The organism is Ruegeria sp. CDSC002 (assembly GCF_059610905.1).
Genome location: NZ_JBXWOM010000009.1, coordinates 128,498 through 142,850, shown reverse-complemented (window position 1 = coordinate 142,850; position 14,353 = coordinate 128,498). Strand labels below are relative to the sequence as shown.

Below are 14,353 nucleotides of genomic sequence, written 5' to 3'. Positions count from 1 at the left end.
CTCACCCAACGCAACTTAAACCTACGGTCATGAGTCAAATATCAGGAACACATAGGTCATAAAGGCGGCCAGATGCACGACACCCTGAAGCGCGTTGGTGCGGGTTCCGACAAAGGTCAGGATGCTGATCCCTATTGTCAGGGCCAGGAGGACGATTTCCGCGCCGCCGAGCCCAAGTTCGATGGGAAGCGCAACAAAATGTGCCGCGATCAGCACAGCGGGCACTGTTAGGCCAATGGTTGCCAAAGCCGACCCCAGACAGATGTTCACGGCCCGTTGCAGTTTGTTGGCCCGTGCAGCGTCCAGCGCGGCGAGTGCTTCGGGTGTCAGGATCATGGCGGCAACCAGAAAGCCACCCAACGCGACAGGTGCGCCAAATTCCAGCAATTTGAAATCGACAAACAGCGCCAGTTTTTTGGACATCAAAACCAGGGGCAACATCGCCAGCACCAAATAAAGAACATGGAAACCGATGCTTTTGGTTTCCAGATGATGCGCATCCGAGCCACCGGTTGTTGGCAGGTCTTCCTCAGGCTGTCGAAAAATCTCGGGTTTGCCGGCGGTTTGGTAGACGAGGAAAATCCCATAGAGCACCACGGACATGGCGATCATGAAGACAGTTTGCAGAGCCGACAGACCACCGCCCGGGGCGGATGTGGTGAAGCTTGGCAAGACGAGGCTGACGATGGCCACTGGCAACAGCACCACAAGGTAGGCATTAGCACCCGAGAGGTTGAACACCTGCAGCCCGTGCCGCAGCCCCCCAATCAGCAGGCTGAGACCAACCAATCCGTTCATGACAATCATCAACACGGAAAACATAGTGTCCCGAGCCAGTGTCGGGTTGTTGTCCCCGGTCAGCATAACAGCTGTGATCAGAGCCACTTCGATGCCGATCACCGACAATGTCAGGATCAATGTGCCATAAGGCTCGCCAAAGATGACGGCCAAGCACTCGGCGTGGTGCACCACGCGGAAGACCGCGGACAGCATCACCCCAAAAATACCGCCCAGCAGTAGCCAGGACATGCTGGAACCCATGGCCGTTGGCTTGATGAGGTCGCCGGCGAGGGTCATGGCAAAAAATACGACCCAGATGAGCAGAGTGGCTTTTTCTGCCCGAAAGAGGTTTGTGGAGGGGGTGGTCATGGTGGTCTCCTACCTTACCGTTTCTGGGTGGGGACGGATTTGAGGCTGGTGGTTTCGGTCGCCTTAAAGTGGGTTTGTTCCGCTCTGGCAGCCGGGGCCACTGTTTTGATCCTGAATGCGGTGAAGCCCGCGAAGGCGGCCATCGCAAACACAAGCATCCAGCCCATGACCGCATCGCCAAGTACCGCCGAAAGCGCGCTGGTTATGAGAGGGCCTGCAATGCCGCCGATAGTGAAGACAAACAGCATTGTGACAGCACTGGACGCGACATAGACGGGCACAGTGCGGTCCATCGCGTGAGCCAAAAGCAGCGAGTAGAGGGTGAGCATCGATCCGCCCAGGAGGATCAATCCGGCGAGCATTGCAATGTAAAGTGGTGTGCCCACGATGGCGGAGTGGCGCACACCGTCGCCAGTGGCGAAAATGGCGAAGGCCGCAAGGGCGCCGGTTGCGACTGTCGCCGTCACTACAATGACGCGGCGCCGATCCATGCGGTCTGACACAAATCCAAGCGGATAGAGAAACAGGATACGCCCGACGTAAATAGCAGCGATGCCAATAGCCACATCCGTGGCATCAATGCCAATGACAGCCGCCCGATACGGCACAACATTCATGAACACTGTGGACACGATACCAACGGTGAGCGCGCCGAGAGCGGCAGTGGGCGCGTCTTGAAACAGCGCCTTGAAGCGTACATTCGCCCGTTCTTTGCCCTCGGGCGGCGTGCTGGGCGTCGCGGCGATCACCACAATTGCCAGACAGTAGAGCAAGGACATCAGCACAAAAGACTGATTCAGGTCGTCGGGTGAAACGATGACGAGAACCTGACTGAGAACCGACATCAACCCGAGGATAATGGCAAACACGGCAAGCAACCGGCCCCGCGATTTTTCGTCGACGGTTTCGCTGATCCAGGCGTCACCGATGGCAAAAAGGCCTGCGGTTGCAACGCCGGTCATCAGGCGCACGATTAGCAGCGTGGGCTCGTTGTCAGTAACGGAAAACAGCAGGGCGGCAGCGGTACATATGGCCGCCGCCGCAGAAAATGCACGAATATGTCCAATGCTGGTGATCCAGCCTGCAATGTAGAAACAGCCGATCAGGAATCCCAACGAGTAAGCAGCGGGCGCCAGCGCGGCGATTTCCTGAGACGCGCCGGTTTGGGCAAAATAGAGCGCGACGATGGTGCCCGATGCCGCAGTCACCAACTGTATCGCCGCGACCGCGATAAACAGGTATTTCAGGGTATGGATTTGATCGCTGAACCGGGCCATGGAACTGCTCCAGGAAAGAGAGGGAAAGTGGACCGCGCCTGACGCGCGACCTGTTTTAGTTTGGTAATCTGACTTTGACTTCGACGTTCAAGCCGGGAATGAGGCCGCGCTCAAGATTTGGGATTTCCGCCCAGATGCGGAGGGTTTCGTCCGCAACCAGCACGCTTTCAGAAAAAAGCACACGGCCACCCTGTGCCAGTGGCTGAACGTCACCTGGCAAATGCAAGTCGACCTGAAAGCGCTCCATCAGAGCACTCAGGCCCTCTGGCGTCGACTGGTCCAGCGCGATCAGGGATTTGTACGGCATTCCGTACACAACTCGGACCGTGTCTGTGTGCACAATCTGCGCCAGCGCTTGACCGTTTTCTGTGTCCAGATAGGTGCCCACCTGTTTGCGGGCGAGCCCAATTTGCCCTGAAATCGGCGCCCTGATCTGTGTCGAAGCCAGCTCAAGCTCTGCCAATGCACGGTGCGCCTGCGCCTCTTGCAACGCCACCTTGGCCAGTATCAGCCGGTCCATAGCGTCTTGAACGGCCTGTTCGGAAACCACATCGCGCGTGCCAAGTTTCGCCTGCCGTCGCGCCTCGGCCTCCGCTGTTGCCAATTCGGCCTCACGACGGTTTTCGACCGCACGGCTTGCGGCGAGCTTTTGTTCGTAAGCCGGGGCCGCAATTTCAAACAGCAATTGGCCTTTCTCCACCGTATCGCCCGGCTTGAAATGCACCGCCGCGAGGATGCCGCGCACCGAATTGGCCACAAGGGCGCTCTCACTGGCCTCTATCCGTCCGGCAAATGTCTCTGCGGCGAGCATGTTGGTGAAGTCTTTCACAGGCTCTGCGTGGGCACTGTGTGTCATCAGAAGACCCAACAGCAGAAGTGGGAGTTTTGCAAAACCAGTCATGGTTAGTCACTCAGATGCAGGTCAAAGAAGGTGTTGAGCTCACGCCAAGCGTCATGAGTCTCTGGCGCGTTTACGAAGAAACCTGCCATGTAGTCGCCGTGTGACTGGCCGTCGTAGACATGCAGATCGGCGGCAACCCCGGCGGCGCGCAGGGCGCGGTGCATGCGCACCGTGTCGCTTAGCAACAGGTCGCGTGTGCCGGTCAGAAGAACCGTCGGCGGTAGGTTGTCCAGATTGGCATAGATCGGGGACAGTCGCGGATCGGTGCGGTCGGTACCGTCTGCATAAATGTCAAACGTGCCTTCAATCACACCCTCGCGGGCGCCAAGCGGATCAAGACCCTGCAACGTGATCCAGCTGTCCGACGTCTGCGCCAGATCCACAGCGGGCGTGCCTGCCATAATGGCTCCAGGCAATGGGGTACCCATGTCGCGCAGTTGTAAAACCGTCGACAACACCAGGTTGCCCCCCGCAGAGGTGCCAAACATCGCAGCTTTGGCTGGATCATGGTCCTTGATAACTTGCTGCCACACGGCGATCACATCATCTGTTGCGGCAGGAAACGGATGCAGCGGTGGGCGGCGATAGTCGACAGACACCACCTCAACACCCAAACCATGCGCCATCCAGATCGCTTCGGCCATGGCGGCCTCACCACCATTAAAGACAAAGGCTCCGCCATGCACATGCACAAAAACGGTGTCCGCCCACCGGGGATCAATGGTGGTTGGCGTGACACGGTAGGTGGTCACCCCCGCCACGTTCTCGATGGCGAATTGAGCGCCGGTCATCTCAAGCAAACGTGCGACCCCTTGCAGGGAGGCAGCGTCAAACTCAGCTTGCAACGCAAGCCATTGCTCAGTGGAGGATGGGGTATCGGCATGCGTACCAACTTGACGGCTTTCGATGAGCCCAGCCAATTCCGGGGACACGCCCGCAGGAACCGGTGCGGTCCGCGCCGCCATTGGCAGACCTTCAATCACGGGTTTTGCGCTGTCTGCAGTGGCGGCCGCAGGCACCGAAAGAGCCGCAATCAGTGCGCTTGTCAGAACAACTTTCAGGACGGAACGGCGTTTCATATTTGGTCTCCAACTTTCAGTTTGGGTTGTTCGTTTCGCTAAAATGAAGGTAATTTGCGGGGGGAGGCCACGCCACTTCCAAAAGTGATCATTTCACGACAAACTATCCGTCATGGACACGGTTTTGCAAAGCACCTTGGCGTTTCGCCCCGCGCTACAAGGGCTTGACCAAATTGCATCGCCGCGGGTGTCCGAACATGCGCTGAAGGAAGCCGGGCTGACGCGAGCAGTAATGGAAGACCCGACGGTGTTCCTCCCCTATCGACTTCAGGCGCGGTTCATGCAAGCCGCCAGCCTGAAGATCTCCGAAAAACACATCGGTGCCTATATCACGCAAGACTTCCATTACGCCTCCTTTGGGGCCTACGCAGACTATGTGCTCGGTGCGCCGAAACTGGATGTGGCCCTGGTGCGGGCCGAAAAAATCCTGCCGTTCCTGCAACGGGGGTCAGTTATGCGCACCCGCGTGGTTGGCGATCATTTTGTGCTTGGGTTTGATGCCATGCTCGGCGGAATCGCCGGGGCAAATTTGATCGATCAAGACCTGCCGTTTGTGCTGCAGTCTGTGGTGCGCGAGTTCTGTGGACGCCGCTGGCGGCCGAGCTGGGTTGAGATGCCAGAGTTGCACCGAGGCACCGAAACCGCGCTGCAGTACATCTATAACGCAGAGGTGCGTGTTGGGGGATCCGCCGCCAGCATTGCGATCCCTCTGTCAGAAATCGAAACCCCTAATCCGCGGACAACCGATGAGAGGCTGGCGATGACGTTGGCAGGCATCCGCGATGTGCGGTCGCGGCAAACGCCCTCAACCACCAAAGAGGTGGTTGGGAACGCCTTGCGCGCGCAACTCGCCATGGGGCACGCCGACATCGAAACGGTGGCGGCCACATTGGGTGTCAGCGTACGCAAGCTGCAACGGCAACTCACTGCGGAGAACACCAATTTCAAAGAGATCCGTGTGACTGAACAGACAGATCGAGCCAGGTCGCTGCTGTCGGGCACTGACCTTTCTGTCGCGGAGGTTGCCTTCAATCTTGGGTTCAGCGAGGTCAACAGCTTCCGCCGCACATTTGCCAGCTGGTTTGGAATTTCACCATCTAAGTTTCGCAAATTGAGCGGTACGTAGGTAGCAAGGCCTCAATGGAGCGGACACTGGCGCAATGCACAGCGAAGGTTCAGTTTCCGTCCGATCCCGCGCAAGTCGTATGACCGGCGAACTCGCTAACGTCCAAAATGTCAAAAGCAGAACAGTGAGGCACAATACTGGACTCAAACCAATTTCCGAACACTACCCATTGACCACATTTCCTTTATTTTGTTAATTTTAAATATGTTGACAAAAAATCCTACCACCCCAGCCATAAATTTCCTTTTACCGTCTGATATAAATCGCAGCTCGTCCGGCTAGAAATCCATCGCTTGTCAGGTGGGATCACGATTTCGTTAGTCACAGGCCGTTTTGTGCCGCCGTTTCGGCGGAAAACCCTGACCTCAGGTGACAGATGGTTGGACAGCCGAGCACGGATGAAAAGGATGCCGCGTTTTCAGGCGGCAAAGCTCCGCCGTATTAGGCCTGCTCCGTACAACCAATTAACTAACATCGTCAGGTTAAGCTACCTTAGGTTGTATTGAGGCGAGTCGCATATCGACCCGCCATCCATTCACCAGATCAAAAAGCGAGGCTCACATGGTTACTACATTGGCTGCGGGTGATATTGCGTTTACTGGGTTCAATTCCGACAACCCCGACGAGTTCACATTTGTTGCTTTGACCGACATCGAGGCAGGAACCGAGATCAACTTCACTGATAACGGTTGGTTTGCAGCCGGCGGATTCCGCAGCAGTGAGGGTATATTCGTCTGGACGGCACCTGCGAACATCGCTGCGGGTACAGTGATAAACCCCGCATTTACCGGGCCAAACTTTTCGGCCAGCGGCGATCAGATCCACGCGTATCAGGGTGATGACGACACGCCCAGTTTTGTCGCATCGGTTCATTTCAATGAAGACGGATATGAGGCTGACGCAACATCGTCGAATACGTCTGCACTGCCCTCGGGGCTGACAGTCGGCACCAGCGCAATCGCCCTCACCGAAACCGATAACGGTGTTTATTCCGGCCCGCTTACCGGTACCAAAGCTGAATTGCAGGCCGCCATTAACGATCCCGCCAACTGGACGACCGACAATTCCAGAATTGAAGATGTTGAGCCTGCAGGCTTTAAGGTCACGGATGCCGCGCCTTCACCATCGGTCATCATAAATGATCTGGACCTGGCGGCCGATGAAGGGGGCATGGCGGATAGTTATGAAGTCACGTTGTCTGTCGCGCCCGAGCAACCCGTCACGATCACCATAGCCGCAGGAGCTGATCTTGACGTTGCACCAACCGAATTGGTTTTTGACGCGACCAATTTTGATCAGCCACAACAGGTCATAGTCACGGCCGTTGACGACGATCTGCCCGAAGCAGCCGAGGTCGCGGACATTCAGCACACGGTAACCTCGGGCGATCCCGCCTTTGACGGTATTCTGGCCCCTGTTGTCGAGGTATCCATCTCGGCCAGCGACATCGAAATAGTGTCAATCTATGAAATCCAGGGCTCAGGCCATGTGTCTGAATTTGTTCTGGCAGATGGGCAAACGGTTGCCGAATTCTTCGAGGACTTGCCTGCCGGCCCATCAAACGTTCTGGGCGATATGGTTTCAACCAGTGGCATCGTCACTGCGGTAGATTCCAACGGATTCTATCTTCAGGATCCGGAAGGCGACGGAAACGATGCGACCTCGGACGCGATTTTCGTGTTCACCGGATCAAGCCCTATAGTGTCAGTAGGTGACGCCATTTCCGTGGGCGGAACCGTTGCCGAATTCTTTCCTGGCGGCACTGGCAGTGGCAACCTGCCGACCACCCAACTAACCAGTGTTTTTGACCTTGAGGTGCAGTCATCGGGCAATGCGCTGCCCGAAGCGGTTCTGATTGGCAATGATCCGGGTGAGCGAGCGGTGCCCAACCAAAGCATCGACGATGATGCGTTTGCCTCATTCGATCCAACCCAGGATGGCATTGACTTCTTCGAAAGCCTGGAAGGGATGCGCGTGACTGCAACGGATTTGCAAGCCGTCAGCGGAACCAGCCGGTTCGGCGAAATCTTTGCTGTTGCCGATCAGGGTAGTGGCGCAACCGGTCTTTCTGAGCGTGGCACGCTCAATATCTCACCAGATGACTTCAATCCTGAGAAAATCCAGATCGACGAAGACAGTGGAATTTTCGATTTCGACTTTCCCACGGTGAATGTCGGCGATCACCTTGGCGACGTCACGGGTGTGGTAGGCTATAGTTTCGGAAATTACGAAATCCTGCCGACCGAGGATTTTACACCGAATATCCAGTCAGCAGGGTTGGAACAGGAAACGACCACCCTCGCCGGTTCAAGCAACGAGCTGACGATTGCCACATACAATGTTCTTAATCTCGACCCCAATGATGGCGACGGCGACCAAGATGTCGCCGACGGTCGGTTTGCCGCCATTGCCGAGCAGATCACCAATAATCTCAACAGCCCGGACATCATTGGTCTGCAAGAGGTGCAGGACAATTCGGGCTCGGACGATGACGGAACCGTTTCGGCGTCGGAAACCCTGGCGGAACTGGCCGCGGCTATTCTGGCGGCGGGTGGTCCGGCTTATGAGGTGATCGACAACCCCTTTATCGGGGACGGAACATCCGGGGGTCAGCCCGGCGGCAACATCCGAACCGCCTTTCTCTACAATCCTGATCGTGTCTCGTTAGTGGAAGGATCCGTGCAGACCATCAGTGGGCAAGGTGAAGGCGAGGCCTTTGAGGGCGCACGTTTGCCTTTGGTCGCAGATTTTGTTTTCAACGGTGAAACCGTCACGGTGGTCAACAATCACTTTTCATCCAAAGGTGGTTCTGCGCCTATCCTGGGAACCGAACAGGACTTTGCCGCTCGCCAGGAAGACGTTGATGTGAACGGCAGTCTGGATGAGCGCCAGGCCCAGAGCCAGGCTGTTCAGGATTTCGTCAACGGACTGGGTGATGGCGCCAATGCAGTTGTGTTGGGTGACTTCAACGAATTTGAATTTGTCTCACCCGTAGCTGACCTTGAGGCCAATACCGACCTCGTCAACCTGACAAACGATATCCCGGAAGACGAACGCTATAGCTTTGAGTTTCAGGGCAACAGCCAGTCGTTGGATCATATTCTGGTGTCCGAGGATCTGCATTCCGGCGCACAGGTTGACATCGTTCACGTCAATTCAGAGTTCGCCGCAACCAGCGGGCGCGCCTCGGATCACGATCCCATGGTGGCAAGCCTGTTCATTCCAGAAACCCAGAGTTTGGCCGTTGAGTTCGAAGCGGGCCGCTGGTTCAAAACCAAGGCCTTTGAAAGCATTGACGGCGAAGTCGTGGATGTCGACAAGCTTGGTCCGGTTCGGAACAGCCTGACGTTTTCGGACGTAGGTATCAAAGTGGATGCGGTCGATCCGACCGATTTTGAACTGGTCGCGATCAAGCATGGGGCGATTGGCGTGTTCTCATTCGACGACTCGTTGTTTAGCCGCGATGCTGCATCGGTTGACGGTGACGAAAGCCTCAGAATTGCGTTGGAGGACACGGACCTAGAAGCGGTGGAATTCATCTTCAGCTTTGGCGACAGTCACGGCAGCGGTGAAGTCGAGGTTGCCTTCTACGATGACGGTGTTCTTGTCGGCACCTTGGTGGCGGATGCTGACGACGGTGATTTCTCGGGCTCACTCGGGCGCACAACCTTTGATGCGGTAGAGCTGTCAGCGATCGACGACACCATGTTTACAGTCGACGAATTCTCGTTCGAGGCGATCGACCAAAACCTGATTGCGTAGAACAATGCCACACGGGGTTACCCCAGTACCAGCGTGTGGCATACCACTGACGGATCCAACCGCATCGCGAACACCAAAGAACTCGAATAGAGAATTTTAGCCTAAGTGATTTAGTGAATGTGGTGGGTTGCGAAAAAAAGCCTGTCTGCTGAACCGTGCAGGTTTAATCCCATCTGACGACCTGTAAGATCTCCTATCCGCAGCTTTGTTATGGCTACCGGGCATTCATGCCCTGCACAGCATTGATCAAAATGGGCTCAAAGCGACCCCATGCCGTGTTAATCAATGTTCTCAAGGCGACGTTAGCTTGATGTCTTTTCTCAAAACCTTGACGTGCAATCGCAATAAACCTGTGCCGCAGAATGGCAAATTGAATGCACACAAAGCGTTTCAAGCACGCTCAACCGAAAGGGACCAAGAAATGAAAAAAGTAATAATTGCATCCGCTACCGTGTTCGCGCTGATCGCAAGTGCTGGAATGTCCTCGGCGCACCCGTTGGGTGACATCGACCAACAAACCGTAAATCTGTCCGGCCCCGGCTTCCAGGTGACACCAGAGCTATCGAATTCCGACTCTTGTGATTCATGCAGTGATGCCTTCTCATAAACGCGCTGACACATAAAAAGCGGATGCCTGAGGCTACGTTTCAGTAGATCAGCATCCGCTTTCTTGCCCGAGATCACTGTAACAACCGAGTTGCATGCCCTGAGATCAACCTAAACTGTTCGAACACTACCCGGAGATTGGCCCGTCCAGGTCTTGTAGGCATTGGTAAACGCAGCCTGATCAGAGTAACCGAGCGCAAAAGCAATATCGGAAAGACTTAGCTTGGGGTCATCAAGATACTGTTCTGCCAGCCTTGCGCGAATGTCTTTGAGCAGTTGTTTTTAGGTTGTGCCTTCTTTGGCAAGTTTGCGTCCGAGTGTACTGATGCTCATCCCCAGCGTCTTCGCGATTTCATCTTGTGTAGGAGCGTTAAAAGACAGTCGCGACGTAATCTCGCTTTGCACCAAAGAACTTGTTTCGCCGATTGCGGGCGGCAAATCCTTCATCAAATTTTGCACATGTTTTTCAAGATGCAGAAGCAATGCGGGGTCTGTATCTTTGATCGGAATATCCATCACTGTCTGGTCAAACAGGATACCCGGAACCCTTTGACTCTGTTTGATATTGACCGCTAAAGCACCGGAGATTTCGGATTGCCTTTCTTCGGTCAATTCATGCGGAAAACGTATCTCAAGGACTGGTAAGGGCGCTTCAGCTGCAATCTGAATACTGGTCAAGAAAGCGGATATTCGAAACTCATTATGAGCTCCGTCAGAACGCATTAGTTCAGCGATGGAATCTATCTCCAAGAACATGCCACGCTCTTCTTCATAAAACGACAATTTGGCGAAGCCCCGCGCCAGGCGCGCGTAGGTCACTGCCTTCTCAATTGCGTCGCCAGCGGTCGGAGAGTTCAAAACGACGTAGCTGAGAAGTGTCGTTTTTCGGGGGTTAAATGTTCTTCCTGCTGAGATTGCAAATAGGGGGTCCCCGGTCTCTTCAATGGCAAGCTCTAGGAGGCGAAGCTCATTCCGGACATCAACAAATTCCGGTGGTGTTTCGTGGAGATCAACGGGTAGGTTGACCGATCTCAGAAGCGTAACAATATCCGAACCACGGTTTTCCAGAAGCTTGGCAATGTGATGCACGCCAAAACCTGGAACATTCCAAGTTTCGCTATCAGAATTCAATTTGTTCTCACTCATGTTGCCATACCACCCGAGACTGAAACGCCCCATTTAACCTAGGCGCTTTGTGTTTTGGGCGATAATAGACAGGCTGCAAAAGCTATGCCAAGCAATCGTTTGGTTGCCGCTAGAAGGGCAGGCAAACGAATGCCTGCTGCCGCATAATCCTGCGGCCTTGCGCCAACGGGGTCACCTTCGCTCCATTGGCACCCGCCGACGTGACAATCTTAAGATTGAACGCGCCATGCAAGATAGCCGATTTGATCGACACAACTTTTGACGATGTGCAGAGATAGACACCAACTGTGCATCTTTGAGCCTAACGGTGCGAGTTTTCAGCACACACATGTCTGCGGAAAGGAGTAAGCGCATGCTTGATACATACGACATTCGCACCGCCGATATGCCGGGCGAGATGCAGATCTTGCTCGAACAATATCCACGCGACAGCTGGGAAGCACACCCCGGCTTCACCGAGAAAACCCGCCATTGGCTGGGTGCCCATCTGATGTTTCGGCGCCTTGCCCGGCTGGTTCGCTCTGATGCAGAAAGCTATCTTGAAAAGGACCTGTCCCCCGAAGAGTACGCCGCGCGCCTGTCCTATTATGGAAACGCGCTTGTTGGAAACTTGCACGGCCATCACGGTTGGGAAGATCATAGCTACTTCCCCGAGCTTTCTGCCGCGGATTCCCGCTTTGACGCCGGACTGAAGGTTTTGGAAAAGGACCATGCCGACCTCGATCTGGTTCTTGACCAATACACAAGGACGGCCAATCGTGTGATCAAGCTCATCCAATTGGATGAGGCTCAGGCCCGATCCGAAGTCGGATCTCTGCGCGACACCTCAGAAGCCATCGAGGCCTTTCTGAAACGCCACCTGAGCGATGAGGAAGACCTTGCGGTTCCGATCATCCTGCACCACCGCCTAAGAGGATAAGGCCACGCATGACCGACCATTCCAAACAGGAAGATCAGGCCCATGCCTCAGAACGCCGCGCACGAGGAGAGTTCGTGCGCGGCGTCAGCGGATTCCGACATGCTATCGGCGATCCAGAGTTCCCGGCTGAACCAGGGCGCTATCACCTGTTTGTTGCGCTGAATTGCCCATGGTGTCATCGGGTGACGCTGGCGCGCAATGTGTTGGGTTTGCAGGACAGCATTTCGATGGATGTGGCCTTTCCCAATCGCACCACAGAAGACGACCCAGAGGGTCCGAACAACTGGCAGTTCGCCCCCGAGCTTGTTGCTTCAGCAACTGGGGCAACGTTGCCTGAATGCACCTTGGAAACCGCAACGGGACAAGGTTTCAGGTTGGTTCGCGAAATTTACCGGGCTGAAGGCTCAGAAGAACGTTCAGTCCCAATCCTGTATGACAAAATAGCCGGCCGTATCGTGAACAATGAAAGCGCCGAGATCATTCGAATGCTGAGTGGCAATGCGGCGCTGCTGGGCAGCTACTGCAATGAAGCCAACCGGCCCAACCTCTACCCGGATGATCCTGCGATCCGGGCTGAAATTGACGAACTGAACGTGCAAATCTACGTCGCCATCAACAACGGGGCATACAAGGCCGGGTTCTCGTCTGATCAAAACGTCTATGCCACCAGTTTCGGGACTTACTTCAAGACATTGGCGCAGTTGGAAGATCGCTTGGCCAGCGATGGCAGACCTTTTCTAACCGGGGAGCGATTTACAGAAGTCGATCTGCGCCTTTTCCCGACGCTCTACCGCCACGACCCTGTTTACTACGTGCGAATGAAGCTGAACGGCGCCAAGATCCTTGACTACCCGCATCTCTGGCGCTGGCTTTGTCGCGTCCATGACCTGCCCGGGGTGGCGAACAGCAGTTCACTGGATCACTGTCGGCAAGGGTACTTCGGCCGAAGCTGGAATGGTGTTATTCCCGCAGGCCCGTTTGTTCCCATGGCATATCCCGAAGCCTATGGGCATCCTGAACTGACGGTCCAGCGTGTGACTCCGCCGCTCATTCCCAAGACAAATGTTTAAAGCGCCGAAGCAGCGAACTTGGTATAAACTGGCACGGATTTTTCCAACCAAGAGAGGGATATTGCCATGGGAATTCGGCAGACTGAGGGACGCAAACGGCTTTATGACAGTGTTCTCGATACCGTAGGTGACACGCCCTGCATTCGGATCAACAAGATCGCGCCGTCGCATGTGACGGTCTATGTGAAATTCGAGGCTTTCAATCCTGCAGCTTCGGTCAAGGATCGTTTGGCGCTGAACATTATCGAGGCGGCGGAACGTGACGGGCGGCTGAAACCCGGCCAGACCGTGGTCGAGGCCACATCAGGCAACACTGGGATCGGCCTTGCGATGGTGTGTGCTGCCAAAGGGTATCCCCTGGTGTTGACCATGGCCGACAGCTTCTCGGTAGAACGCCGCAAGCTGATGCGCTTTCTGGGGGCGAAGGTCGTGCTGACGCCGCGCGCGCAAAAGGGCTTTGGCATGTATGTCAAAGCCAAGGAACTGGCCGAACAGAATGGATGGTTTCTGGCCAGCCAGTTCGAGACGTCGGCAAATGCCGATATTCACGAGAACACCACTGCCCGAGAAATCATGGCAGATTTCGAAGGTGAGCGGCTGGATTACTGGGTCACCGGCTATGGCACCGGCGGGACCGTTTCCGGTGTCGCACGCGTTCTTCGGGCAGAGCGCCCCGGCACGAAAATCATCCTGACAGAACCCGCCAACGCGGCGATTGTGTCATCGGGTTATACAAACACCCGCAACGAGGGTCACCAACCCACGGAAAGCCATCCGAATTTTGAACCTCACCCTATTCAGGGCTGGACCCCAGACTTTATCCCATGGGTTCTGCAAGAGGCGATCGACAAGGATTACTATGATGAATTGATCCCTGTCCCCGGTGCCGAGGGGATTGATTGGTCCAGACGGCTGGCGTCGGAAGAAGGGATTTTTACGGGAATATCTGGTGGCTCGACGCTTGCTGTTGCTATGAAAGTGGCCGAGCAAGCGCCACAGGGATCCGTTTTTCTGGTGATGTTGCCAGACACGGGCGAGCGCTATCTCTCCACGCCACTTTTCGACGGGATCGAAGAAGATATGACCGAAGACGAGCGTGCGATTTCGATGTCGACACCTTCGGCACAGATGGCCGCTGAATAGGCAAAGCACACTTCATCTGGACGCTTCTATGACTATGGCATTCGGGACGGTCTGCGCCCCGAATGCGCTTTTCGCAGCGCGCTCACAACCTTCGGAACACGCAGGTCAGTCTGTAGTTGAAGCCGCGCAAAAAGACGTCATCCGAATGAATTCTCATCGTTAAATCAATTGTATA

11 protein-coding genes are annotated in these 14,353 nt (G+C 55.3%); 5 read left to right on the top strand and 6 right to left on the bottom strand.

The window, feature by feature from the left end; all coding sequences use genetic code 11:
• Positions 1-27: 27 nt before the first annotated feature.
• The 4 genes from AC2FJE_RS17150 to AC2FJE_RS17135 are packed head-to-tail and all read right to left on the bottom strand — an operon-like array spanning position 28 to position 4,406.
• Positions 28-1,149 carry a calcium:cation antiporter gene (locus tag AC2FJE_RS17150; RefSeq protein WP_496761215.1) on the bottom strand — a complete coding sequence of 374 codons (1,122 nt, stop codon included), beginning with the start codon at positions 1,147-1,149 and terminating at the stop codon, positions 28-30.
• Between the two features lie 14 nt (positions 1,150-1,163).
• Positions 1,164-2,426 carry an MFS transporter gene (locus AC2FJE_RS17145; protein ID WP_496696302.1) on the bottom strand — a complete coding sequence of 421 codons (1,263 nt, stop codon included), beginning with the start codon at positions 2,424-2,426 and terminating at the stop codon, positions 1,164-1,166.
• 55 nt (positions 2,427-2,481) lie between these two features.
• Positions 2,482-3,282 carry an efflux RND transporter periplasmic adaptor subunit gene (locus AC2FJE_RS17140; RefSeq protein ID WP_282118913.1) on the bottom strand — a complete coding sequence of 267 codons (801 nt, stop codon included), beginning with the start codon at positions 3,280-3,282 and terminating at the stop codon, positions 2,482-2,484.
• Positions 3,283-3,329: 47 nt separating this feature from the next.
• A complete protein-coding gene (locus AC2FJE_RS17135) occupies positions 3,330-4,406 on the bottom strand; it encodes an alpha/beta hydrolase (protein ID WP_496757422.1) in 1,077 nt (358 codons plus the stop codon).
• Between the two features lie 112 nt (positions 4,407-4,518).
• Here AC2FJE_RS17135 and AC2FJE_RS17130 point away from each other — a divergent pair, with 112 nt between their 5' ends.
• Together AC2FJE_RS17130 and AC2FJE_RS17125 are read left to right on the top strand one after the other, a co-directional pair.
• On the top strand, positions 4,519-5,532 hold the full coding sequence (locus AC2FJE_RS17130) for a helix-turn-helix transcriptional regulator (RefSeq protein WP_496761212.1): 1,014 nt from the start codon (positions 4,519-4,521) through the stop codon (positions 5,530-5,532).
• A 561-nt stretch (positions 5,533-6,093) separates the two neighbouring features.
• Positions 6,094-9,294, top strand: coding sequence for a DUF8508 domain-containing protein (locus AC2FJE_RS17125; RefSeq protein WP_496757417.1), 3,201 nt, complete (start codon positions 6,094-6,096; stop codon positions 9,292-9,294).
• A gap of 717 nt (positions 9,295-10,011) precedes the next feature.
• Here the strand turns inward: AC2FJE_RS17125 and AC2FJE_RS17120 are convergent.
• Together AC2FJE_RS17120 and AC2FJE_RS17115 are read right to left on the bottom strand one after the other, a co-directional pair.
• Positions 10,012-10,176 carry a helix-turn-helix domain-containing protein gene (locus tag AC2FJE_RS17120; RefSeq protein WP_496761231.1) on the bottom strand — a complete coding sequence of 55 codons (165 nt, stop codon included), beginning with the start codon at positions 10,174-10,176 and terminating at the stop codon, positions 10,012-10,014.
• A gap of 6 nt (positions 10,177-10,182) precedes the next feature.
• Positions 10,183-11,046: an AraC family transcriptional regulator ligand-binding domain-containing protein gene (locus tag AC2FJE_RS17115; RefSeq protein ID WP_496761210.1), complete on the bottom strand. Its 864-nt coding sequence runs from the start codon at positions 11,044-11,046 to the stop codon at positions 10,183-10,185.
• A gap of 352 nt (positions 11,047-11,398) precedes the next feature.
• On the opposite strand from AC2FJE_RS17115, the gene AC2FJE_RS17110 reads away from it, so the two are divergent.
• From AC2FJE_RS17110 to AC2FJE_RS17100, 3 genes are all read left to right on the top strand, one after another.
• Positions 11,399-11,965: a hemerythrin domain-containing protein gene (locus AC2FJE_RS17110; protein WP_282118908.1), complete on the top strand. Its 567-nt coding sequence runs from the start codon at positions 11,399-11,401 to the stop codon at positions 11,963-11,965.
• 8 nt (positions 11,966-11,973) lie between these two features.
• Positions 11,974-13,035: a glutathione S-transferase C-terminal domain-containing protein gene (locus AC2FJE_RS17105; protein WP_496757411.1), complete on the top strand. Its 1,062-nt coding sequence runs from the start codon at positions 11,974-11,976 to the stop codon at positions 13,033-13,035.
• A gap of 66 nt (positions 13,036-13,101) precedes the next feature.
• Complete coding sequence (locus AC2FJE_RS17100) at positions 13,102-14,178, top strand: PLP-dependent cysteine synthase family protein (RefSeq protein ID WP_496757410.1); 1,077 nt, start codon at positions 13,102-13,104, stop codon at positions 14,176-14,178.
• Positions 14,179-14,353 lie beyond the last annotated feature (175 nt).